The organism is Lacibacter sediminis, from assembly GCF_014168535.1.
Lineage (GTDB): Bacteria > Bacteroidota > Bacteroidia > Chitinophagales > Chitinophagaceae > Lacibacter > Lacibacter sediminis.
Genome location: NZ_CP060007.1, coordinates 3,585,827 through 3,603,329 on the forward strand (window position 1 = coordinate 3,585,827; position 17,503 = coordinate 3,603,329).

General features: G+C 39.7%; 8 protein-coding genes. 1 reads left to right on the plus strand and 7 read right to left on the minus strand.

Annotated features, from left to right (window positions below; genetic code table 11):
- The first annotated feature begins 368 nt into the window (after positions 1–368).
- A complete protein-coding gene (locus H4075_RS15230) occupies positions 369–3,290 on the plus strand; it encodes an FAD-binding and (Fe-S)-binding domain-containing protein (protein WP_182801692.1) in 2,922 nt (973 codons plus the stop codon).
- A 52-nt stretch (positions 3,291–3,342) separates the two neighbouring features.
- Here the strand turns inward: H4075_RS15230 and H4075_RS15235 are convergent, their stop codons facing one another.
- Genes H4075_RS15235 through H4075_RS15265 form a run of 7 tightly spaced genes read right to left on the minus strand, consistent with a single transcriptional unit; the run spans position 3,343 to position 17,489 of the window.
- Positions 3,343–4,743, minus strand: a complete 1,401-nt coding sequence (locus tag H4075_RS15235; RefSeq protein WP_182801693.1) for a TolC family protein — start codon at positions 4,741–4,743, stop codon at positions 3,343–3,345.
- 10 nt (positions 4,744–4,753) lie between these two features.
- Entirely contained in the window at positions 4,754–5,431 is a 678-nt protein-coding gene (locus H4075_RS15240) for an ABC transporter ATP-binding protein (protein ID WP_182801694.1), read from the minus strand.
- A 14-nt stretch (positions 5,432–5,445) separates the two neighbouring features.
- Positions 5,446–7,809: an ABC transporter permease gene (locus H4075_RS15245; protein ID WP_182801695.1), complete on the minus strand. Its 2,364-nt coding sequence runs from the start codon at positions 7,807–7,809 to the stop codon at positions 5,446–5,448.
- Between the two features lie 10 nt (positions 7,810–7,819).
- Positions 7,820–10,174, minus strand: coding sequence for an ABC transporter permease (locus H4075_RS15250; protein ID WP_182801696.1), 2,355 nt, complete (start codon positions 10,172–10,174; stop codon positions 7,820–7,822).
- Positions 10,175–10,183: 9 nt separating this feature from the next.
- Positions 10,184–12,610, minus strand: coding sequence for an ABC transporter permease (locus H4075_RS15255; protein ID WP_182801697.1), 2,427 nt, complete (start codon positions 12,608–12,610; stop codon positions 10,184–10,186).
- Between the two features lie 12 nt (positions 12,611–12,622).
- Positions 12,623–15,049 (minus strand): ABC transporter permease, encoded by a 2,427-nt coding sequence (locus H4075_RS15260; protein ID WP_182801698.1) that lies wholly within the window; start codon positions 15,047–15,049, stop codon positions 12,623–12,625.
- A gap of 10 nt (positions 15,050–15,059) precedes the next feature.
- Positions 15,060–17,489, minus strand: a complete 2,430-nt coding sequence (locus H4075_RS15265; protein ID WP_182801699.1) for an ABC transporter permease — start codon at positions 17,487–17,489, stop codon at positions 15,060–15,062.
- Between the last annotated feature and the right edge of the window lie 14 nt (positions 17,490–17,503).

The following is a 17,503-nucleotide window of genomic DNA, read 5'->3' on the forward strand; positions in this document are numbered from 1 at the left end:
TTTTAAAATGCCGCTTTTGTGCGGTTTGATAGAGATACCCAACACGGGCACAAAAGGGTTGGGTAGAAATGGAGGCGTTAACGGAATTTTAACAAATGGGGCAAAATCGGATAGTGTTACCGACATTAAAAGGCTCAACAGATTCCTCCTTCGTCGGAAAGACAGCTTTGTTGAACATAGTACAGGTGTTCAGCAACTGTATACTGTAAAAGGTTGTTGTCATCCTGAGGAACGAAGGATCTACTTGGTTTAAAATATTAATTTACTGTTCGTTACCCCCGCAACCGTTCCCACACCTCTCCTTCCACAACTAACAGCTGCAAGTTTCAAACAGCGTAAATTTGGGCGGCCCAACTGCGGCAGCACACATGAACGAAAGATTACAGCAATTAGCCCAACAACTCGAAGGAGAATTTTATTTTGATACAACCATGCGTACCCTCTATGCTACTGATGCATCGGCGTACCGTGAGTTACCATTGGCCGTAGCCATTCCTAAAACAAAAGACGACATCAAACAACTCATTGCGTTTGCACGCAAAGAAAAAACATCACTAATACCCCGTACCGCAGGCACATCGCTTGCCGGTCAGGTGGTGGGCAATGGTATTATTGTGGATGTTTCGAAATACTTCAACAACATTCTTGAACTCAACAAAGAAGAAAAATGGGTGCGTGTGCAACCGGGTGTGATCCGTGATGAGTTGAACATGTTCCTGAAACCGCATGGTTTATTTTTTGGCCCGGAGACTTCTACTGCCAACCGTGCCATGATCGGAGGAATGGTGGGCAACAATTCCTGCGGTAGTAACTCTGTTTTATACAGAAGCACACGGGAGCATTTGCTGGAAGTGGATTGTTTGCTTAGCGATGGAACGGAGACTACGTTTAAAGCATTGAACATTGATGAGTTTCATGCAAAGTGTGAGGGCGAAGGTTTGGAAGCAAACATTTACCGTTCGGTAAGAAGAATGCTGAGCAACTACGACAATCAGGTAGAGATTCGCAAAGAGTTTCCCAAGAAAACAGTGGAGCGCCGCAACACCGGTTATGCAATTGATCTGTTATTGGAAACGGCTCCGTTTACTGCAGGTGAAACTGATTTTAATTTCTGTAAACTCATTGCAGGTTCAGAAGGTACATTGGCTTTCATCACTGAAATAAAATTGAATGTTGTTCCGCAACCTCCAAAAGAAATTGGCTTGTTGTGTGTACACTTCAATACTATTGATGAAGCATTGAGAGCAAACCTCATCGGTTTAAAATATAATCCGGGTGCAAGTGAATTGATTGATCATTACATTCTTGAATGCACAAAAGAAAATAAAGAACAGATCAAGAACCGCTTTTTTGTACAAGGTGATCCCGGTGCTATTCTGGTGATTGAATTTGCACGTGAAACAAGAGAAGAAATTATTTCTATTTGTGAAAAGGTAGAAGCAGAGATGCGTGCAGTAGAATTGGGTTATCACTTCCCGTTGTTGTTTGGCGAAGACAGCAAGAAAATATGGACATTACGGAAAGCAGGCTTGGGTTTGCTGAGTAATTTACCCGGCGATGAAAAAGCAGTACCGGTTATCGAAGACACAGCTGTTGATGTAAATGATCTGCCCGATTTCATTCGTGATTTTAATGTGATTCTGAAACAACATAATCTGTATTCGGTGCATTATGCGCATGCAGGTTCGGGTGAAATTCATTTGCGACCCATCATTAATTTAAAAACAGAAGAAGGCAACCGTCTCTTCCGTGTAATTGCAGAAGAGATCGCTACACTGGTGAAAAAATATAAAGGATCTTTAAGTGGAGAACATGGTGATGGTCGTTTGCGTGGTGAGTTCATCAAGCAAATGGTGGGTGAAAAGAATTACCAATTGTTGAAAGAGGTAAAGAAAACATGGGATCCTGAACATATTTTCAATCCCAATAAGATTGTTGATACGCCGCCGATGGATACCATGCTTCGGTATGTACCCGGACAACAAACACCTGCGTTTAAAACAGTATTCCGTTTTCACAACCAGGATATTCTGCAACATGCTGAGCAATGTAATGGCAGCGGCGATTGCCGTAAAACACATTTATCAGGTGGTACGATGTGTCCTTCGTTTATGGCTACCCGTAATGAAAAAGAAACTACCAGAGCAAGAGCCAATATTCTGCGTGAGTTTTTAACCAACTCAACAAAAGCCAACCGTTTCGATCATAAAGAGATTTATGAAGTGATGGATCTGTGTTTGAGTTGTAAGGGTTGTAAATCGGAATGCCCCAGTAATGTGGATATGGCGAAACTCAAAGCTGAGTTTATGCAGCATTACTACGATGCGAATGGTGTACCTTTCCGTTCAAAACTCATTGCCAACTTTACCAACTCATCGAAGCTGGGTTCCATTGCACCATCATTGTACAATTTTGTGATGACGAATACTGCCATCAGTAACATGGTGAAAAAAGTATCGGGCTTTGCAACGAAACGCTCCATGCCGACGATGTATAGTACTACTCTAAGCAAATGGTTCAAGAAGGAAAATCCAAATTCCAAAAACCAAATTCCAAATTCCAAAAGGGTTTACCTTTTCTGCGATGAGTTCACCAACTACAACGATACACAGATCGGTATCAAAGCTGTTGAGTTGTTGAACAAGCTTGGTTACGAAGTCATCATACCCGAACATATTGAAAGTGGCCGTTCCTGGTTATCAAAAGGATTGATACGAAAAGGAAAAGAAATTGCGAATAAGAATATTGAATTACTGCATCTAATTATTTCAGCAGATACACCACTAATTGGTATTGAACCTTCTGCTATTCTCACTTTCAGAGATGAGTACATTGATTTAGCAACAGATGAGAATTTTGAAAAAGCCAAACAGCTTGCAGCCAATGCATTAATGATTGATGAATTTATTGCAAGTGAAATTGATAAAGGTAATATCAACAAACATCAATTCACTTCAGCTGAAAAGAAAATCAAACTGCATGGCCACTGTCAGCAAAAAGCATTGGCGGGTACAGCAGCTACCGTAAGGATATTATCGTTCCCTGAAAATTATAAAGTTGAAACAATTCCATCAGGCTGTTGCGGCATGGCCGGTTCATTTGGTTATGAGGAAGAACATTATGAACTCTCAATGAAAATTGGTGAAATGGTGCTCTTCCCTGCTGTACGTAATGTAGCCGATGATGTTATTATTGCAGCACCAGGTACAAGTTGCCGTCATCAGGTGAAAGATGGTACAGGCAAGAAGGCGTTGCACCCGGTTGAAGTGTTGTGGGAAGCGTTGACATAAACACAATCACGAATTACTAAAAAATAAGCGGCTGTAATTCCAGCCGCTTATTTTATTTTCCCTGGTAAAAATCAAGTACTCTTGTGCGGAAACTGTATTCGTATTGTGTTTGTACAAGATTGATTTTACTTCTATCAAGATTATTTTTAGCAATTAGAAACTCTGCTGCATTTATTACACCACTTTCAAAACGCACTTCTGCAGCACGGAATGATTCTTCAAAATTTGCCAACTGATCTTTCAACATAGCATAGCGGTTGTAAGATGTCTGCATATTTAACCACGCCTGTTCAATGTTTTGTTTCAGTTGGTAATTGGTATTCTCTGCATTGAGTTGTGTGTTCTTTAATTGCAACTTTGCTTGCCTAACCCTGTTCTTTGTCTGCAGGTTATTAAAAATAGGTATCTGCATATTCACTCCGGCAAAAAAACCAAGGTTGTTTTCCATCTGCTTAAAATAACTAACGGAAGAAGTAGAAAAGTTCTGTATCTCCCTATACACAGGCGTGCGTGCACTTCCGCTTTTGATATAAGTACCTGTCTCCACTTCAGAAATCGTTGTAGGGGTTAACCGTGTAAACAAATTGGAGTAACTGCTTCCTGCACTTGCACCCAAACTAATGGTTGGATAATAACCACTTTTGGCAACCAGGATATTTTTTTCTGCGCTCTTTACACGATATTCATTTGCTTTTACCAACGCCATGTATTGCAGGGCAGCTTCAATTACTTCAGGTGAACTTTGTGCATAGAGATTTTCGTTCAATTGAATTGTTCGTTCTAACTGCATTCCTGCTTCGTAAGGAATATTCATTAGCTGGCATAAAGTAAGCTTTGCCTGTTGCAGATTATTCTCCAGATTCACAATACTGATCTGTTCATTCGCCATTTGGCCCTTCATATCTGTCAGCTGGAAATTTCCTGCAGAGCCTTCCTTCACCATTATTTCCATGCGTTCGATCTGTTTTTTTGTAACCAGCAATTGCGCACGGGAAACATTCAATACATCTTCACTCACCAGCACCTGCATGTAAGACAATATTACATTCAATACAAGATTATCTTTTGCTTGTTTATAATCAAGCTCGGCTGCTTTATGCGAAAAATTGGTTTGCTGAATTAAATTCTGCAAACGCATACCATTGAACAAGATCACACCTGCATCTAATCCCGCATTGGAAGATGACAATTGATTATTGGTGTATGTATTGGTGATCGGATCAACATTACGTCCAAAGTTGTTACCATAATTCCAACGACTGTTTACATTGGGCAACAGGTTCATCTTTGCCTGGTTTTTATCAATCTCTGCCGATTGCATCTGCAAACCTGTTTGCTGCACAAGAATATTTCTGTTCAAGGCCGTATCAATGCATTGCTTTAAACTATACTGCTGTGCTGTTGCACTATATCCCACAACTAAAAGGCACAACACAAAACTGAGTATCCGCATAATTTTTTTATTAATTTTTAACCTGTTGTTCAACACGTCCGTCAAGTAAATGAATGGTTCTGCCGGCATAGGCAGCATTTTTTTCACTGTGTGTTACCTGAATGATGGTTACACCTTCTTTGTTCAACTCTTTAAATAATTCCATGATCTCCTCACCTTGCTTAGAGTTGAGGTTGCCGGTTGGTTCATCGGCCAGTATCAGTTTTGGTTTGGCGATCAATGCACGTGCTACACCTACCAACTGTTGCTGCCCACCCGATAGTTGCGTTGGAAACAGATCTTTCTTACCAACAATATTGAATCGATCAAGCATATCTGCCACCATTGCTTTTCGTTCGCTGTTTTTTACATCCTGGTACAGCAAGGGTGTTTCAATATTTTCATACACCGTCAACTCATCGATCAAATGATACTGTTGAAAAACAAACCCGATATACTGCTTATACAATTGTGCCCGTTGCTTTTCTTTTAACTTATGTACACTCTGATGCAGGAAATTGTATTCGCCTTCATCAAACCCATCAAGCATACCAATTACATTCAGCAATGTTGATTTACCTGAACCTGACGGTCCCATAATGGAAATAAACTCTCCTTCCTCCACTTCAAGATTAATATCCTTCAGCAGAAACGTCCGGTTACCACCAACAGTAACCCATTTAAACAAATTCTTCAGTTGTACTAACATATCTTCTTTTGATTTTATTCGGTTCGTAAACTTTTGATCGGGTTGGTAACAGCAGCTTTTATTGCCTGCAGGCTAACAGTCACGAGTGCTATCATTAATGCAAATACTCCTGCAAAAAGAAAGACCCACCAATGCAAATCGATGCGATAAGCATAGTTATTAAGCCAATCATTCATAAAGTAATAAGCAGGTATTGCAGCAATCAATACTGATAAGAGTACCAACACTACAAATTCTTTTGACAACATCGTTACAATGCCTAAAACAGTTGCTCCCAATACCTTTCTGATGCCAATTTCTTTTGCCTTTCGTTCAACTGTGTATGCAGTGAGACCAAACAACCCGAGGCACGAAATAAGCACAGCAAAAAAAGTAAACCAGTTCACCAGTATGCCGATCTGCGATTCACTTTTGTACAATCGTTCATATTCTTTATCCTGAAAATTATATTCAAACACAAACCCAGGTGCCATCGCCTTATAAACTTCTTCTATCCTTGCAAGTGTTTTCTGCATATTATTACCGTCAGTTCGCACATACATAAGCCATGTCCAATCTGGCCGGCACATGATAATCGCCGGTGCTATCGGGTTGTGCAATGATTCAAAATGAAAATCTTTCACCACCCCTGCTATGGTTGCTTTACCGTAATATAAATCCAACGTTTGTCCTACAGGATTCTTTAATCCCATACGTTTCACAGCCTCCTCATTCACCAGCACTTTGCTTGTATCTGCCGCATAATTACCAATGAATGTATTGCCTTCTGTTATTTTTAATCCCATAGTCTTTACTAAGTCGCTGCTGCTTGCCACAAAGCTGAAGAATACATTCTGCCCTTCTTTTTTTCCGGGCCAATTGACCTGTGTACCACGGTTATTTGACATGGTAAACGTAATGGATGCCTGCGATGTACTGATAACACCAGGCACTTTATTCAACTCACGGATGAATGTTTCATTTTTATCGGCAGGCACATGATTGGGGAACCAGATCAAATGCTCTTTATTAAATCCAAGGTCCCGGCTCTGTATATAATTTACCTGCTGCGAAATAATGATCGTACCAACGATCAATGCAACCGACACAACAAACTGAGCGACCACTAATCCTTTTCTGATAAAAACAGAACCTTGATAAGGAGAAACAAACACATTCTTTAAAACCTTTATTGGCTTGAAGGATGATAATACGAATGCTGGGTAACTACCGGCAAGCAATCCAGTAATGAGTATAATTGAGAGAAATACTCCTGTATTTTTCCAATCACTAAAATCAATACTGATGTCTTTGCCAAAAAACGAATTGAATAACGGCAGAGCAAGCAACACTACAGTTACAGCAATAATTCCCGATAAGAGAGAAAGCAGAATTGACTCGCTTATGAACTGCTTCACCAATGAACTGCGGTCTGCACCTATTACCTTGCGCACCCCAACTTCTTTTGCTCTCTGCGTTGCTCTTGCAGTTGAGAGATTCATAAAATTTATGCAAGCCAATAATAAAATAAAGAAGGCAATAGCAATAAATAGTTTTACATAAGCAATTCTTCCCCCGCCTGCATACTTACCATCTTTAAAATCGTAACGGAGATACCAATCGTCAAGTGCCCACAGAAAGTTAGTCGTTTGAGGTTGCTTATTTGTATACTTTGCGAGTATGTTTGTAAAACTTTTTTGGAACTGATTTTTGTCAACACCCGGTTTCAACTTTAGATAAGCACGTACATTACTTATTTCCCAGTTTGCATTACTTCCATCAGCTCCGTTCAAATAATCGTTTATGGGCATCAAATAATCAAAACGAAGGGTTGCATGCTCAGGAACATCTTTTAAAATACCCTCAACCCGATATACTTTATTTTGTTCAATTGTAATTATTTTTCCAACCGGGTTTTCAGTGCCAAAGTATTTCTGTGCTAACTTCTCCGAAATCAAGATTGTATTTGGCTGGGTTAACACGTCCTTATTATGTCCACTCAGCAAAGGGAAGTTGAAAATTTTAAGAAACTCCGGGCTCACATAAAGTCCAAATTCCACAAAATTTTTATCTCCAACTGTAAATTGTCTTTCATCGCCCCATGATACGTTAGCTGCATACTCAACAGCTGGCAGATCTTTTTGAATGGCAGGCGCTAATAAAGCCGGAACAGCAGAAAAAGTCTGCACTTCGCCATTTTCAAATTTCTGGTTGCTCATCACAGCTGCAATTCTTTCCTTGTCTTTATGAAATCCATTATAATTCATTTCATACTGCACCCAAAGCATTATCAGCATGAATACAGCTAACCCAAGTACAAGACCAATAACATTGATGGCCGCAAAGGTTCTGTTTCTGCCAAGGTTGCGCAATGCTGTTTTGAAATAATTTCTAAACATAATGTAAGGTTTATTCGGTTCGTAAATTTTTAACCGGGTTTGCCGATGCTGCCTGCATAGATTTATAAATAATCGTAAACAACGCAATGGTGAAAATCATACAGAATAATAAGCACAACATGAAGATGTTGATGCCGTCATTGTAAGCAAACAACTTGATGAATACATAACCCGCCATATAACTAACCGGCAATGCAATGCCCGCAGATATCACAATCAGCTTTACAAAACTCCTTGATAACTCTTTCACAATCGCAGGCACCGATGCCCCCATCACCTTCCGTATGCCGATCTCTTTCACACGTCGTTCTGTATGATAGGTAACAATACCTAATAAGCCCATCACAGCGATCACTAACACCACCAAACAAAACATGCCCATGAACCGCATGTCTCTTCCGGGAAAATAACGATCATACAAATCCTTTTGATAGTTGGAGAATGCCAGCTCTTCATGTGGATGATATTTTTTCCAGATGCTGTTGATCTCACTTTTAAACACTGGATCTTCCACATCTGTTTTGGTTTTAATGCTCAACACATGAAACTGTGATGGATTGTACTGCAACAACAATGGCTTTGCTGCAAACTGATACACATGATAACAGAAATCTTTTACTACACCGTGAATTGTAGCCTGGCGGTTGTTATTTAAATAAATGACTTTACCTATTGCTTCCTGCGGTGTACCCAAGCCAAGTGATCTTACAGTTTGTTCATTTACCACGATGAAATCAGATACAGAATCGCTATTCGATAGAGGAAGATTCTTCCCGGCAATGATCTGCAGATTCATGTTTGTAACAAAATCAGCATCTGCTGCATAATAACTGGCTTCGGTATTCTGCTCCAGCTTATCCTTTTTGATGGCACATTGTGCAGAACTGCCACCGAATGGCGTAGACACGAGTCCTATTCGCTCCACAGATTTGTTAGCATTAATATCGTTCTTTAACAGCCGGTAATCTCCGTTGAAAGAAACATGATATATCTGTTCACGGTTAAAATTTTCGTTATCGGTTGCCATGTATTTAAACTGGCCATATAATGTAGCAACTAAAAATATAAAGAGCGAAGTGGCTACAAACTGAATAACAACCAGGCTGTTTCGCAAGCCCATCTTTCCAAACGTAGCGGGACTTATATTTCCTTTTAAGACTTTCGCCGGTTGAAAACCTGATAATATTCTTGCAGGGAAAAATCCGGCAAGCACTCCAATAAAAATGGCAAAGGCGATAAATACTCCCCAAATAATAAATTTATTATCAACCTCCCAGGTAAACCAGTTTACATAACTGAACTGCTCCATCAGATTCAACATAATAAACCCAACCACTAATGCGAGTAATGCAACAAGAATTGCTTCACAGATAAATTGCCACACCAGTTGATAACGCAAGGCACCTGCCACTTTACGTACACCAACTTCTTTTGAACGACTGAGTGAACGGGCCAGTGTAAGATTCACATAGTTAAACCCGGCTAACAACAGCAATGCCAATGCAAATCCAAAGTTCACTGCCAGATCGAGTAAAGATTCAACATAGGAATTACCACGAAGATCATCAAAGTCAGGAGCAAGCTTCTCAATGTATTGTTTACGGAAGTGAAGTGTTTCTTTTAAAGAAAGCGATGCTGCCTGTCTGTTAAGTTTAGCTGCAATGGAAGTCAAAGCTGCATCAAGATTCTTTTCTTCTACCCCCGGCTTCAGTAACACATAAGTGAACCCACTCAGGGAAGTAAGACCCGAATCTTTATTTACTCTTTTGTAAGTAGCCATTGAAATCATAATGTCGCTACGCAAATGCGTATTACGTTTATAAGGTTTCAACACACCTGTTACAGTAAACTCACCATAGTCGGGGTGACTGAGTAATTTACCAACGGGATCAACCGTTCCAAAAAACACCTCTGCTTTTTCTTTCGTGAGCACCAATGTATTTGGTTCAACAGGCCGTGTACCCTTCTCTAACTGAAATCCAAACATGTCAAAGAAAGCAGGTTCAACATAAATACTGTTAACATCAATCGTCTTTAAACGGTTGTTTAACTGCCAGCCAAATTCACGTACCACAAATGTTGATTGCTCAATATAGGGATAGCCTAGATTTAGCTGTTCTGATGCAGCAACAGGCGATAATGCATATTTTGTTTTTGTACCAACATTATCCGTGACATCTGTAATAATTCTAAATGTTCGTTCCGGATATGGGTGAAAATTATCGAACTCGTATGCGCTCTGCACCTGAATCAAACTCAGTAACGCAAAGGGAATGGCGAGGCCAAGCCCAACTATATTAATAAAGGAAAATAATTTATTCTTCCAGAGATTACGCCAAGCTACTTTTAGAAAATTCCTGATCATAGGTGTAAATTATTCGGTGCGTAAACTTTTAACCGGGTTTGCCACAGCAGCCTTCACGGTATTATAGCAAATAGTGATGAACGCAAATAACAATGCGATTACTGCCACCAGTATAAACATCCAGATACTGATATCAATACGGTAAGCAAATGATTGTAACCATTTGTTCATCGCCAGCCATGAAATAGGTGTAGCAATCAACACTGCGATGAGTACCAGCAATAAAAACTCTTTTGAAATGAGATAAGATATATTCGGTACGCTTGCGCCTAACACTTTGCGTACGCCAATTTCTTTTACACGTTGCTGAATGATAAGTAATACCATTGCCAGCAATCCCAAACAGGATAACACAATTGCAATAGCTGCAGCAATACTCAACATAATCGACATCATTTTCTCCTGCTTATACCAGTTATTGATATTATCATCCATGAACGATCCTTTGAATTCACGCCCCGGTTCAAGGATGGCCATTTCTTTTTTCACCGCTTCCATTACCGCTACTTTATTCTGCGCATTTGTTTTGATAAAACAGTAACGAATGCCAGCCCTCTTATTCATCATCAAAGCAAGTGGTTGCTTTGATTCACGCATAGAATACAAATGGAAATCAGGAATGACTCCAACAATATTCCATGCAGGGAAACCACTGTCAACAACTATCTTTTGACCAACAATTTGCTTTTCATTGAACTGCTTTGCAAGGCTTTCTGTAAGTAATACCTGTGGTAAACTATCGGCAGCATAAGAAAGGTCGATATCATTTCCTTCAATTGGTTTGATACCAAACGTTTTCAGGTAATCATACTCAATGTCAGCCATGTTGGTACTGATCTCCGTGTCCTTATAACCAAACCGATTGCTTATTCTGGTGGTTGCACCATCTCTGCCAAGCCCGATATTAATATTACTACCTGTAAGCGAAAGAATAGCGGGGTTTGATGATAACCGTGAACGTAGTTTCTCAATATTGCGTAATCCCTTCTCTGGTTTATGAAACGGAACTACAATAACATACTCTTTATTTACACCAAGGTCTGCATTTTGCATAAACTTAAACTGGCTGTAAATAATAAGTGTACTACTGATCATAATACAGGCTATCACAAACTGTATTACAATTAATGAACTTCGTGCAATACTTTTTCGTTTCAGTGATATTTTTCCTTTAAGGGTTTCTACAACTTTAAGTTTTGCCATAAGCCAGGAAGGATATCCGCCTGCTATAAACGACACCAGCAACAACAAACCAAACGTCATCAACAAATATCCCGGGTTCCATAACAATTCATGCAACGGCATATTCGATGGCGATTGACGTTGTATGATACCGATAATAATATTTGTAAGAACCAATGAAAACAGGAAAGCAATGCTGCAAATAATAAAGCTTTCGCTCCATAACTGTACAAACAGGCTGTCTTTTGCAGCACCCAGGCATTTACGCACACCAATTTCTTTACTTCTTGTAAATGCGTTTGCGAGGTTGATGTTTACAAAATTGAAACATGCGATCAAAATGATCAACAAGCTTATTGCCAGCATAGCGACGAGCTCAGCTTTGTTCACTGAATTTCCGACATTATTAATGCGAGGGGAAAAATGCAGATCCTTTAAAGAAAGTAAATATGTGGTGAATACATCACCCTTTTTATCGGGAATAGCTCCATCACGTTTTAAACTTACCGACCAATCAGCAAGATATTTTTTATTGATTGCCCTCAATTGCTGTTCGGCCTGTTGCACTGTAGCATTATCCTTTAATTGCAGAAACACAGGATGGTGTTGGTTATTCCAGTTTGTTTTATCAACCGCATAATCGGGTCTTACTTCAACCCGAGCCACGGCATCAAACTCGATGGTAGAGTTTCTTGGAATATCTTTTACTACCGCTGCAACGATCATTTCTTTTAGCTTACCGCCATAAGGCGATTGGATCGTTTTTCCTACCGGATCTTCATCACCGAAAATGATCTTTGCTGTTTTTTCAGTGATCACAATATTTGACAGATTACTCAATGGGTTAACAGCATTCCCTTTCACAACCGGGAATGTAAACATTTGCAGAAAATCTTCATCAACCAACATGGTTGTAATGTCTACTTCCTTTTCCTTATAAATTATCGTGTTGCTTCCATGTAAGAAACGGGTGGATTTATCAACAGCTGTCGCTTCCGCTTTAAATATTTCTGCTGCTGGGAAACCAAAAGTATTACCGATCTCATCGCCACTTGCTTTGTGAAATACATGATACACCTGGTAAATCTTGTCACGGTTCAGATGATTTTTATCAAATGTAAATTGACCATATACCGCAAGCAATACAACAAGTCCGATTGTAAAACCTATTACCAAACCAACCAGGTTGATGGTTGTATGAAATTTATTCCTGAACAGGCGACGAAATGATAATGACAAATAATTACTGAGCATGATGTAAGGTTTTTATTCGGTGCGCAAACTTTTTACAGGATTAGCAACGGCCGCTTTTATTGCCTGGAAGCTGATGGTAGCGATAGCAATGGTAACTGCAGCAAGCCCTGCAATCGCAAATACCCACCATGAGAGATCGATGCGATAAGCAAAATCCTGCAACCATTTATTCATTGCAAACCAGGCAACAGGCGTTGCAATCACAAACGAAATGATCACAAGACGTAAAAAATCTTTTGATAACAATTGCGTGATGTTAAATACGCTTGCGCCCAATACTTTGCGAACGCCGATCTCTTTTGTTCTTGATTCAACCGTATAAGTAGCCAAACCAAATAAACCAAGACATGCAATGATGATTGCCCAAACAGATGCCGTTGTAAACAGGCGGCTGTATTGTTGCTCGGTGATATATTGCTTATTAAAATTCTCATCCGCAAAAAAATACTCAAACGGGTTATTGATGAAATATGATTTAAACAGCTTCTCCAGCTTTGCCACGTTATCCTGTATTTTATCTGAGCTTAACCGCACCGTGAAGTAGGCACTGTTGCTTTGCGGATAGAAAATGATTGGTTCAATGGCCCGTTGTAAACCCGTATGGTGATAATTTTTTACTACTCCAATAATCTGCAGCTTACGTTCATCCCACTGTACTTTTGTATTCAATGCATCATCCACTGATTTAAAGCCCAGCTCTTCAATCGCTTTTTCATTCATCAGCACTTTATCATTGTCATTCCATTCCACCATTGTTTCTGCCTGCGTAAATGTGCGGCCTCCTGCCAAGCCGATCTGAAAAGTATTGAGATAGCGATCATCGATCAATGTAAATGAAAATGATTTGAACTCATCTCCTTTTCGTGAGCCCGGCTGGCTAAAACCGGATGTTGCAAAATTGAAACCATTGCCGGGCACACTGCCACTCAACGCATAATCTTTTACATAACTCTGTTGAGCGATCATATTAACGAATGCATTCCGCCTGTCTTTATATGTACTGTCACGGCCCACCTGCGGACCACGGATAACCAGCAATTGCTCTGTGTTTACACCAAGGTTCTCATTCTGCATATAATTCAACTGCTGGTAAATAAATGCAGTAACAAGCAACAAACCGATTGAAATAGCAAACTGAAAAACCACCAGTGATTTTCGTAATACAACGCCTTGGGTTGTTTTGATGAGTTTACCTTTTAATGTTTCAACAGGATTGAACCCGGACAAACTGAAAGCCGTATATGCGCCGGAAAGCAATGAGCCTGTAATGAGCAGCAGCAATCCGATCATCCATGTTTTTGTATACAACAACGACGACAACGAAAGCTCTTTGCCAACGATATCATTGAACAATGGTTGAATAAGTTGCACGATCAACAAGCCCAACCCAAATCCAATCAGGTTTACCAATAACGATTCACCAAGAAATTGCATCACCAGCGATTGACGTGATGCGCCCACTACCTTGCGCACACCAACTTCACTTGCACGTTTTAACGAATTGGCCGTGGAAAGATTAATGTAGTTGAACCACGCAATTGCAAGAATGAGCAATGCAATAACACTCAGGATGTAAACATATTTCAGGTTACCACTTGTTTGATAATAATCGCTGAACGATGCTGGCAAATGCACATTAGCAAATGACTGCAACCGAAACTGCAATCCATCTTTATCTTTTTTAAGCTGTGTTCTGAGTGTGGTTAATTTTTGTTCCAGTCGTTTATGATCCGCACCATCACTTAACCGGAAAAAGGTATTGATGTATTGTGAATTGAGGTTATCAAGTTCGGCCCAATCATTTCCGTTGAGGTTAGCAGGATTTTTCAATGTTGCCAGCGAAAAAACCATATCAAACCGGATGTCTGAATTCTCAGGTATTTCATATACGCCTTCTACTATATAGGTTGCTTTACCAAACTGGTTGTACAAAGTCAACGCTTGACCCAGTGGATCATCGTTCGCAAAATATTTTTTTACAGCGGCTTGCGACAGAAACACAACATTTGATTTTTTAAATGCAGTTGTCTGTCCTTCGATTACTTTAAAACTGAAGAACTCAAAAAAATTACCTTCAGCATAACCAATTTCAGTTTCTCTGAATGGCTCTGCCTTTTCCACATCACGACGAACAATTCCTTGTCCTGCGCCTTCTTCAAATCTGCAATAGTCTTCTATTTCGGGAAAACTTTCTTTAGCCCGTTGCGCCCAACCTGGTTCTACCTGTGGCCATGTTTGTCCTTTTTGATCTTCATTCAACAATCGATAGATCGATGACAGATCTTTATGAAAACCATTTACGCTCTTCTCAAAACTTACATATTGCAATATCAACAGAAATGCTGCAATACCCATTGCCAAACCGGAAATATTGATGAAACTATACAGCTTGTTACGCCATAAATTTCTGAAAGCGATCTTGAAATAGTTCTTGAGCATACAGTTAGTTTTATTCGGTGCGTAAACTTTTTACAGGATTGCTCAATGCAGCTTTAACCGCCTGCGAACTCACCGTTAATATGGCAATGATCAATGCAATAACTGCTGCTGCGGCAAACACCCACCAACCAATGCTTACCCTGTAAGCAAAGTTCTGCAGCCACTGACTCATGGCCCACCATGCAAGTGGTATGGCGAATACACATGCAATTAATACCAGCTTCACAAAATCTTTGCTCAGCATTTGCACAATGCCTGAAACAGATGCACCCAATACTTTACGGATGCCGATCTCCTTTGTACGTTGCTCAGCCATATAGGTTGCAAGACCAAATAATCCAAGACATGCAATAAGAATTGCCAGGAATGAAAAAGAGAAAGCAATTTTGCCGATGCGTTGTTCATCACGATACATTCTGTCGAACGATTCATCAAGGAAATTGTAAGAGAATGGCATACCCGGTGCCATTGCTTTGAATTTTGATTCAACCTGCGTCAGTAAATTTTTCATCTCCTTTGTTTCAACTCGAAATGCTGCAGCCCACCTGTTATTACCAAGACGGAAGCAAAGTGGTGAAACATTTTTCCGCAGCGACTCATAGTTAAAATTCTTCACTACACCTATGACTGTATAAACAAGAGGATTCTGACCATCAGAGGAGTATAGTTTTTTACCAATAGGGTCACCGCCGCCAATTAAAGCTGCAGTAGCTTCATTGATAATTAAAGCTGTTGAGTCGCCACCATATTGCGGAGAAAAATTGCGACCCTTAATTATTTCCATTCCAAGCGTTGGAATATAATCATAATCAATTCGCCAGTTCTGCATATTAAATCCGTTCTTCTCCGTCATTACAGATTCTGTTGACCATGTATTATCATTACGTGCTGAATTGCTTACGGGTAAAAAACCTGCAAAGGAAGCAGACTTCACACTGCTTAGTTTTGACACTTCTGTTTTGAATGACTCCGCCGTTGATCTGCTCATTGATGGAATATCAACCACCATTACCTGTTCTTTATTGAAACCGATCTTTTTTGATTGGATATAATTCAGCTGCTTGTAAATAACAATCGTGCCGGTGATCAATAAGATGGTTGTAAAGAACTGGAATACCACCAATGTGCTGCGCAGGTTACTCTTCGAAAATCCGGCATTCATTTTTCCCTTTAAAACAGCAATGGGTTTGAAAGAAGAAAGAAAGAAAGCCGGATAACTTCCCGCAACAAGACCAACTGCTATTGGCATTGCTAATAAGAATAAAAGGAAACCGGGTTGTAACAGATCAGTAATTTGAAAATCTTTTGCTGCAAGATCATTAAACCAGTTTAAGGCAAGCCATGTGAAAGCAAACGCCAGCAGTAATGCAATAAAACTTGTAAGTGTTGATTCTGCCAAAAACTGGCGGATCAATGATTTCTTTTCTGTACCCAATACTTTCCTGATACCAACTTCTTTTGCTCTTGAGGCTGAACGTGCCGTGGAAAGATTCATGAAATTGATACATGCAATCAGCAATATAAACAACGCAACTGCGCCAAAAATATACACGTACTGTATACTGCCATTCACACCCAACTCAACACCTCTTTCGGAATGCAGGTGAATATCTGTTAACGGTATCAGTGAATATGCAAGTCTGTTCCCGGTTTTTTCAAAATCCTTCATGCTTTCAATCTGCATGAATTGTCTCGCCTGCGGTAACATATATTTATCAATTACCTGCACAAAGTTTTTCTCAAATGCTTTATAATCTGTGCCTGGCTTTAAAACAATATAGGTGTGAAAATTATGACTCAGAAAATTACCAAAACCATACTCCACATTATCCATCGATAAAAACATATCAAAAATGAAATGCGAATTCTTTGGAATGTCTTTGATGACAGCCGTTACTTTATACAGCCTGTTTCGCTCATCATTACATTCCATCGTTTTACCCATGGCTGCATCAACCGAACCGAAATATTTTTTTGCTGTTGATTCTGAAATAACAACTGTATTAGGTTCATTCAAAGCAGTTTTGGCATTGCCCGCAACTGCAGGAAATGTAAACACATCAAACAATGTTGAATCAGCATATACCACTCTCTCCTCCGTAATAAATACATTGTCTTTCTTGAACAATTTGGAACCTTCACTGCCATAAATTCTTGCAAACTGTTCAACCTGAGGATAATCTTTTTTAAGTGTGGCACCCATCGGATCGGCACTCACAGCCATATTTAAAGCAGTACCACCAAAACGGATATCGGAATTGATGCGATAGATACGATCGGCCTTTTCATGATAACGATCGTAACGTAATTCATCGGTGATGTAAAGTGTAATGAGTATAAAACATGCAAGCCCCGATGCAAGGCCGATTATATTAATAAGCGAAAAGGTTTTATTCTTCAGCAGGTTTCGCCAGGCAATTTTTAAATAATTACTGAACATGATAACAAGGTTTA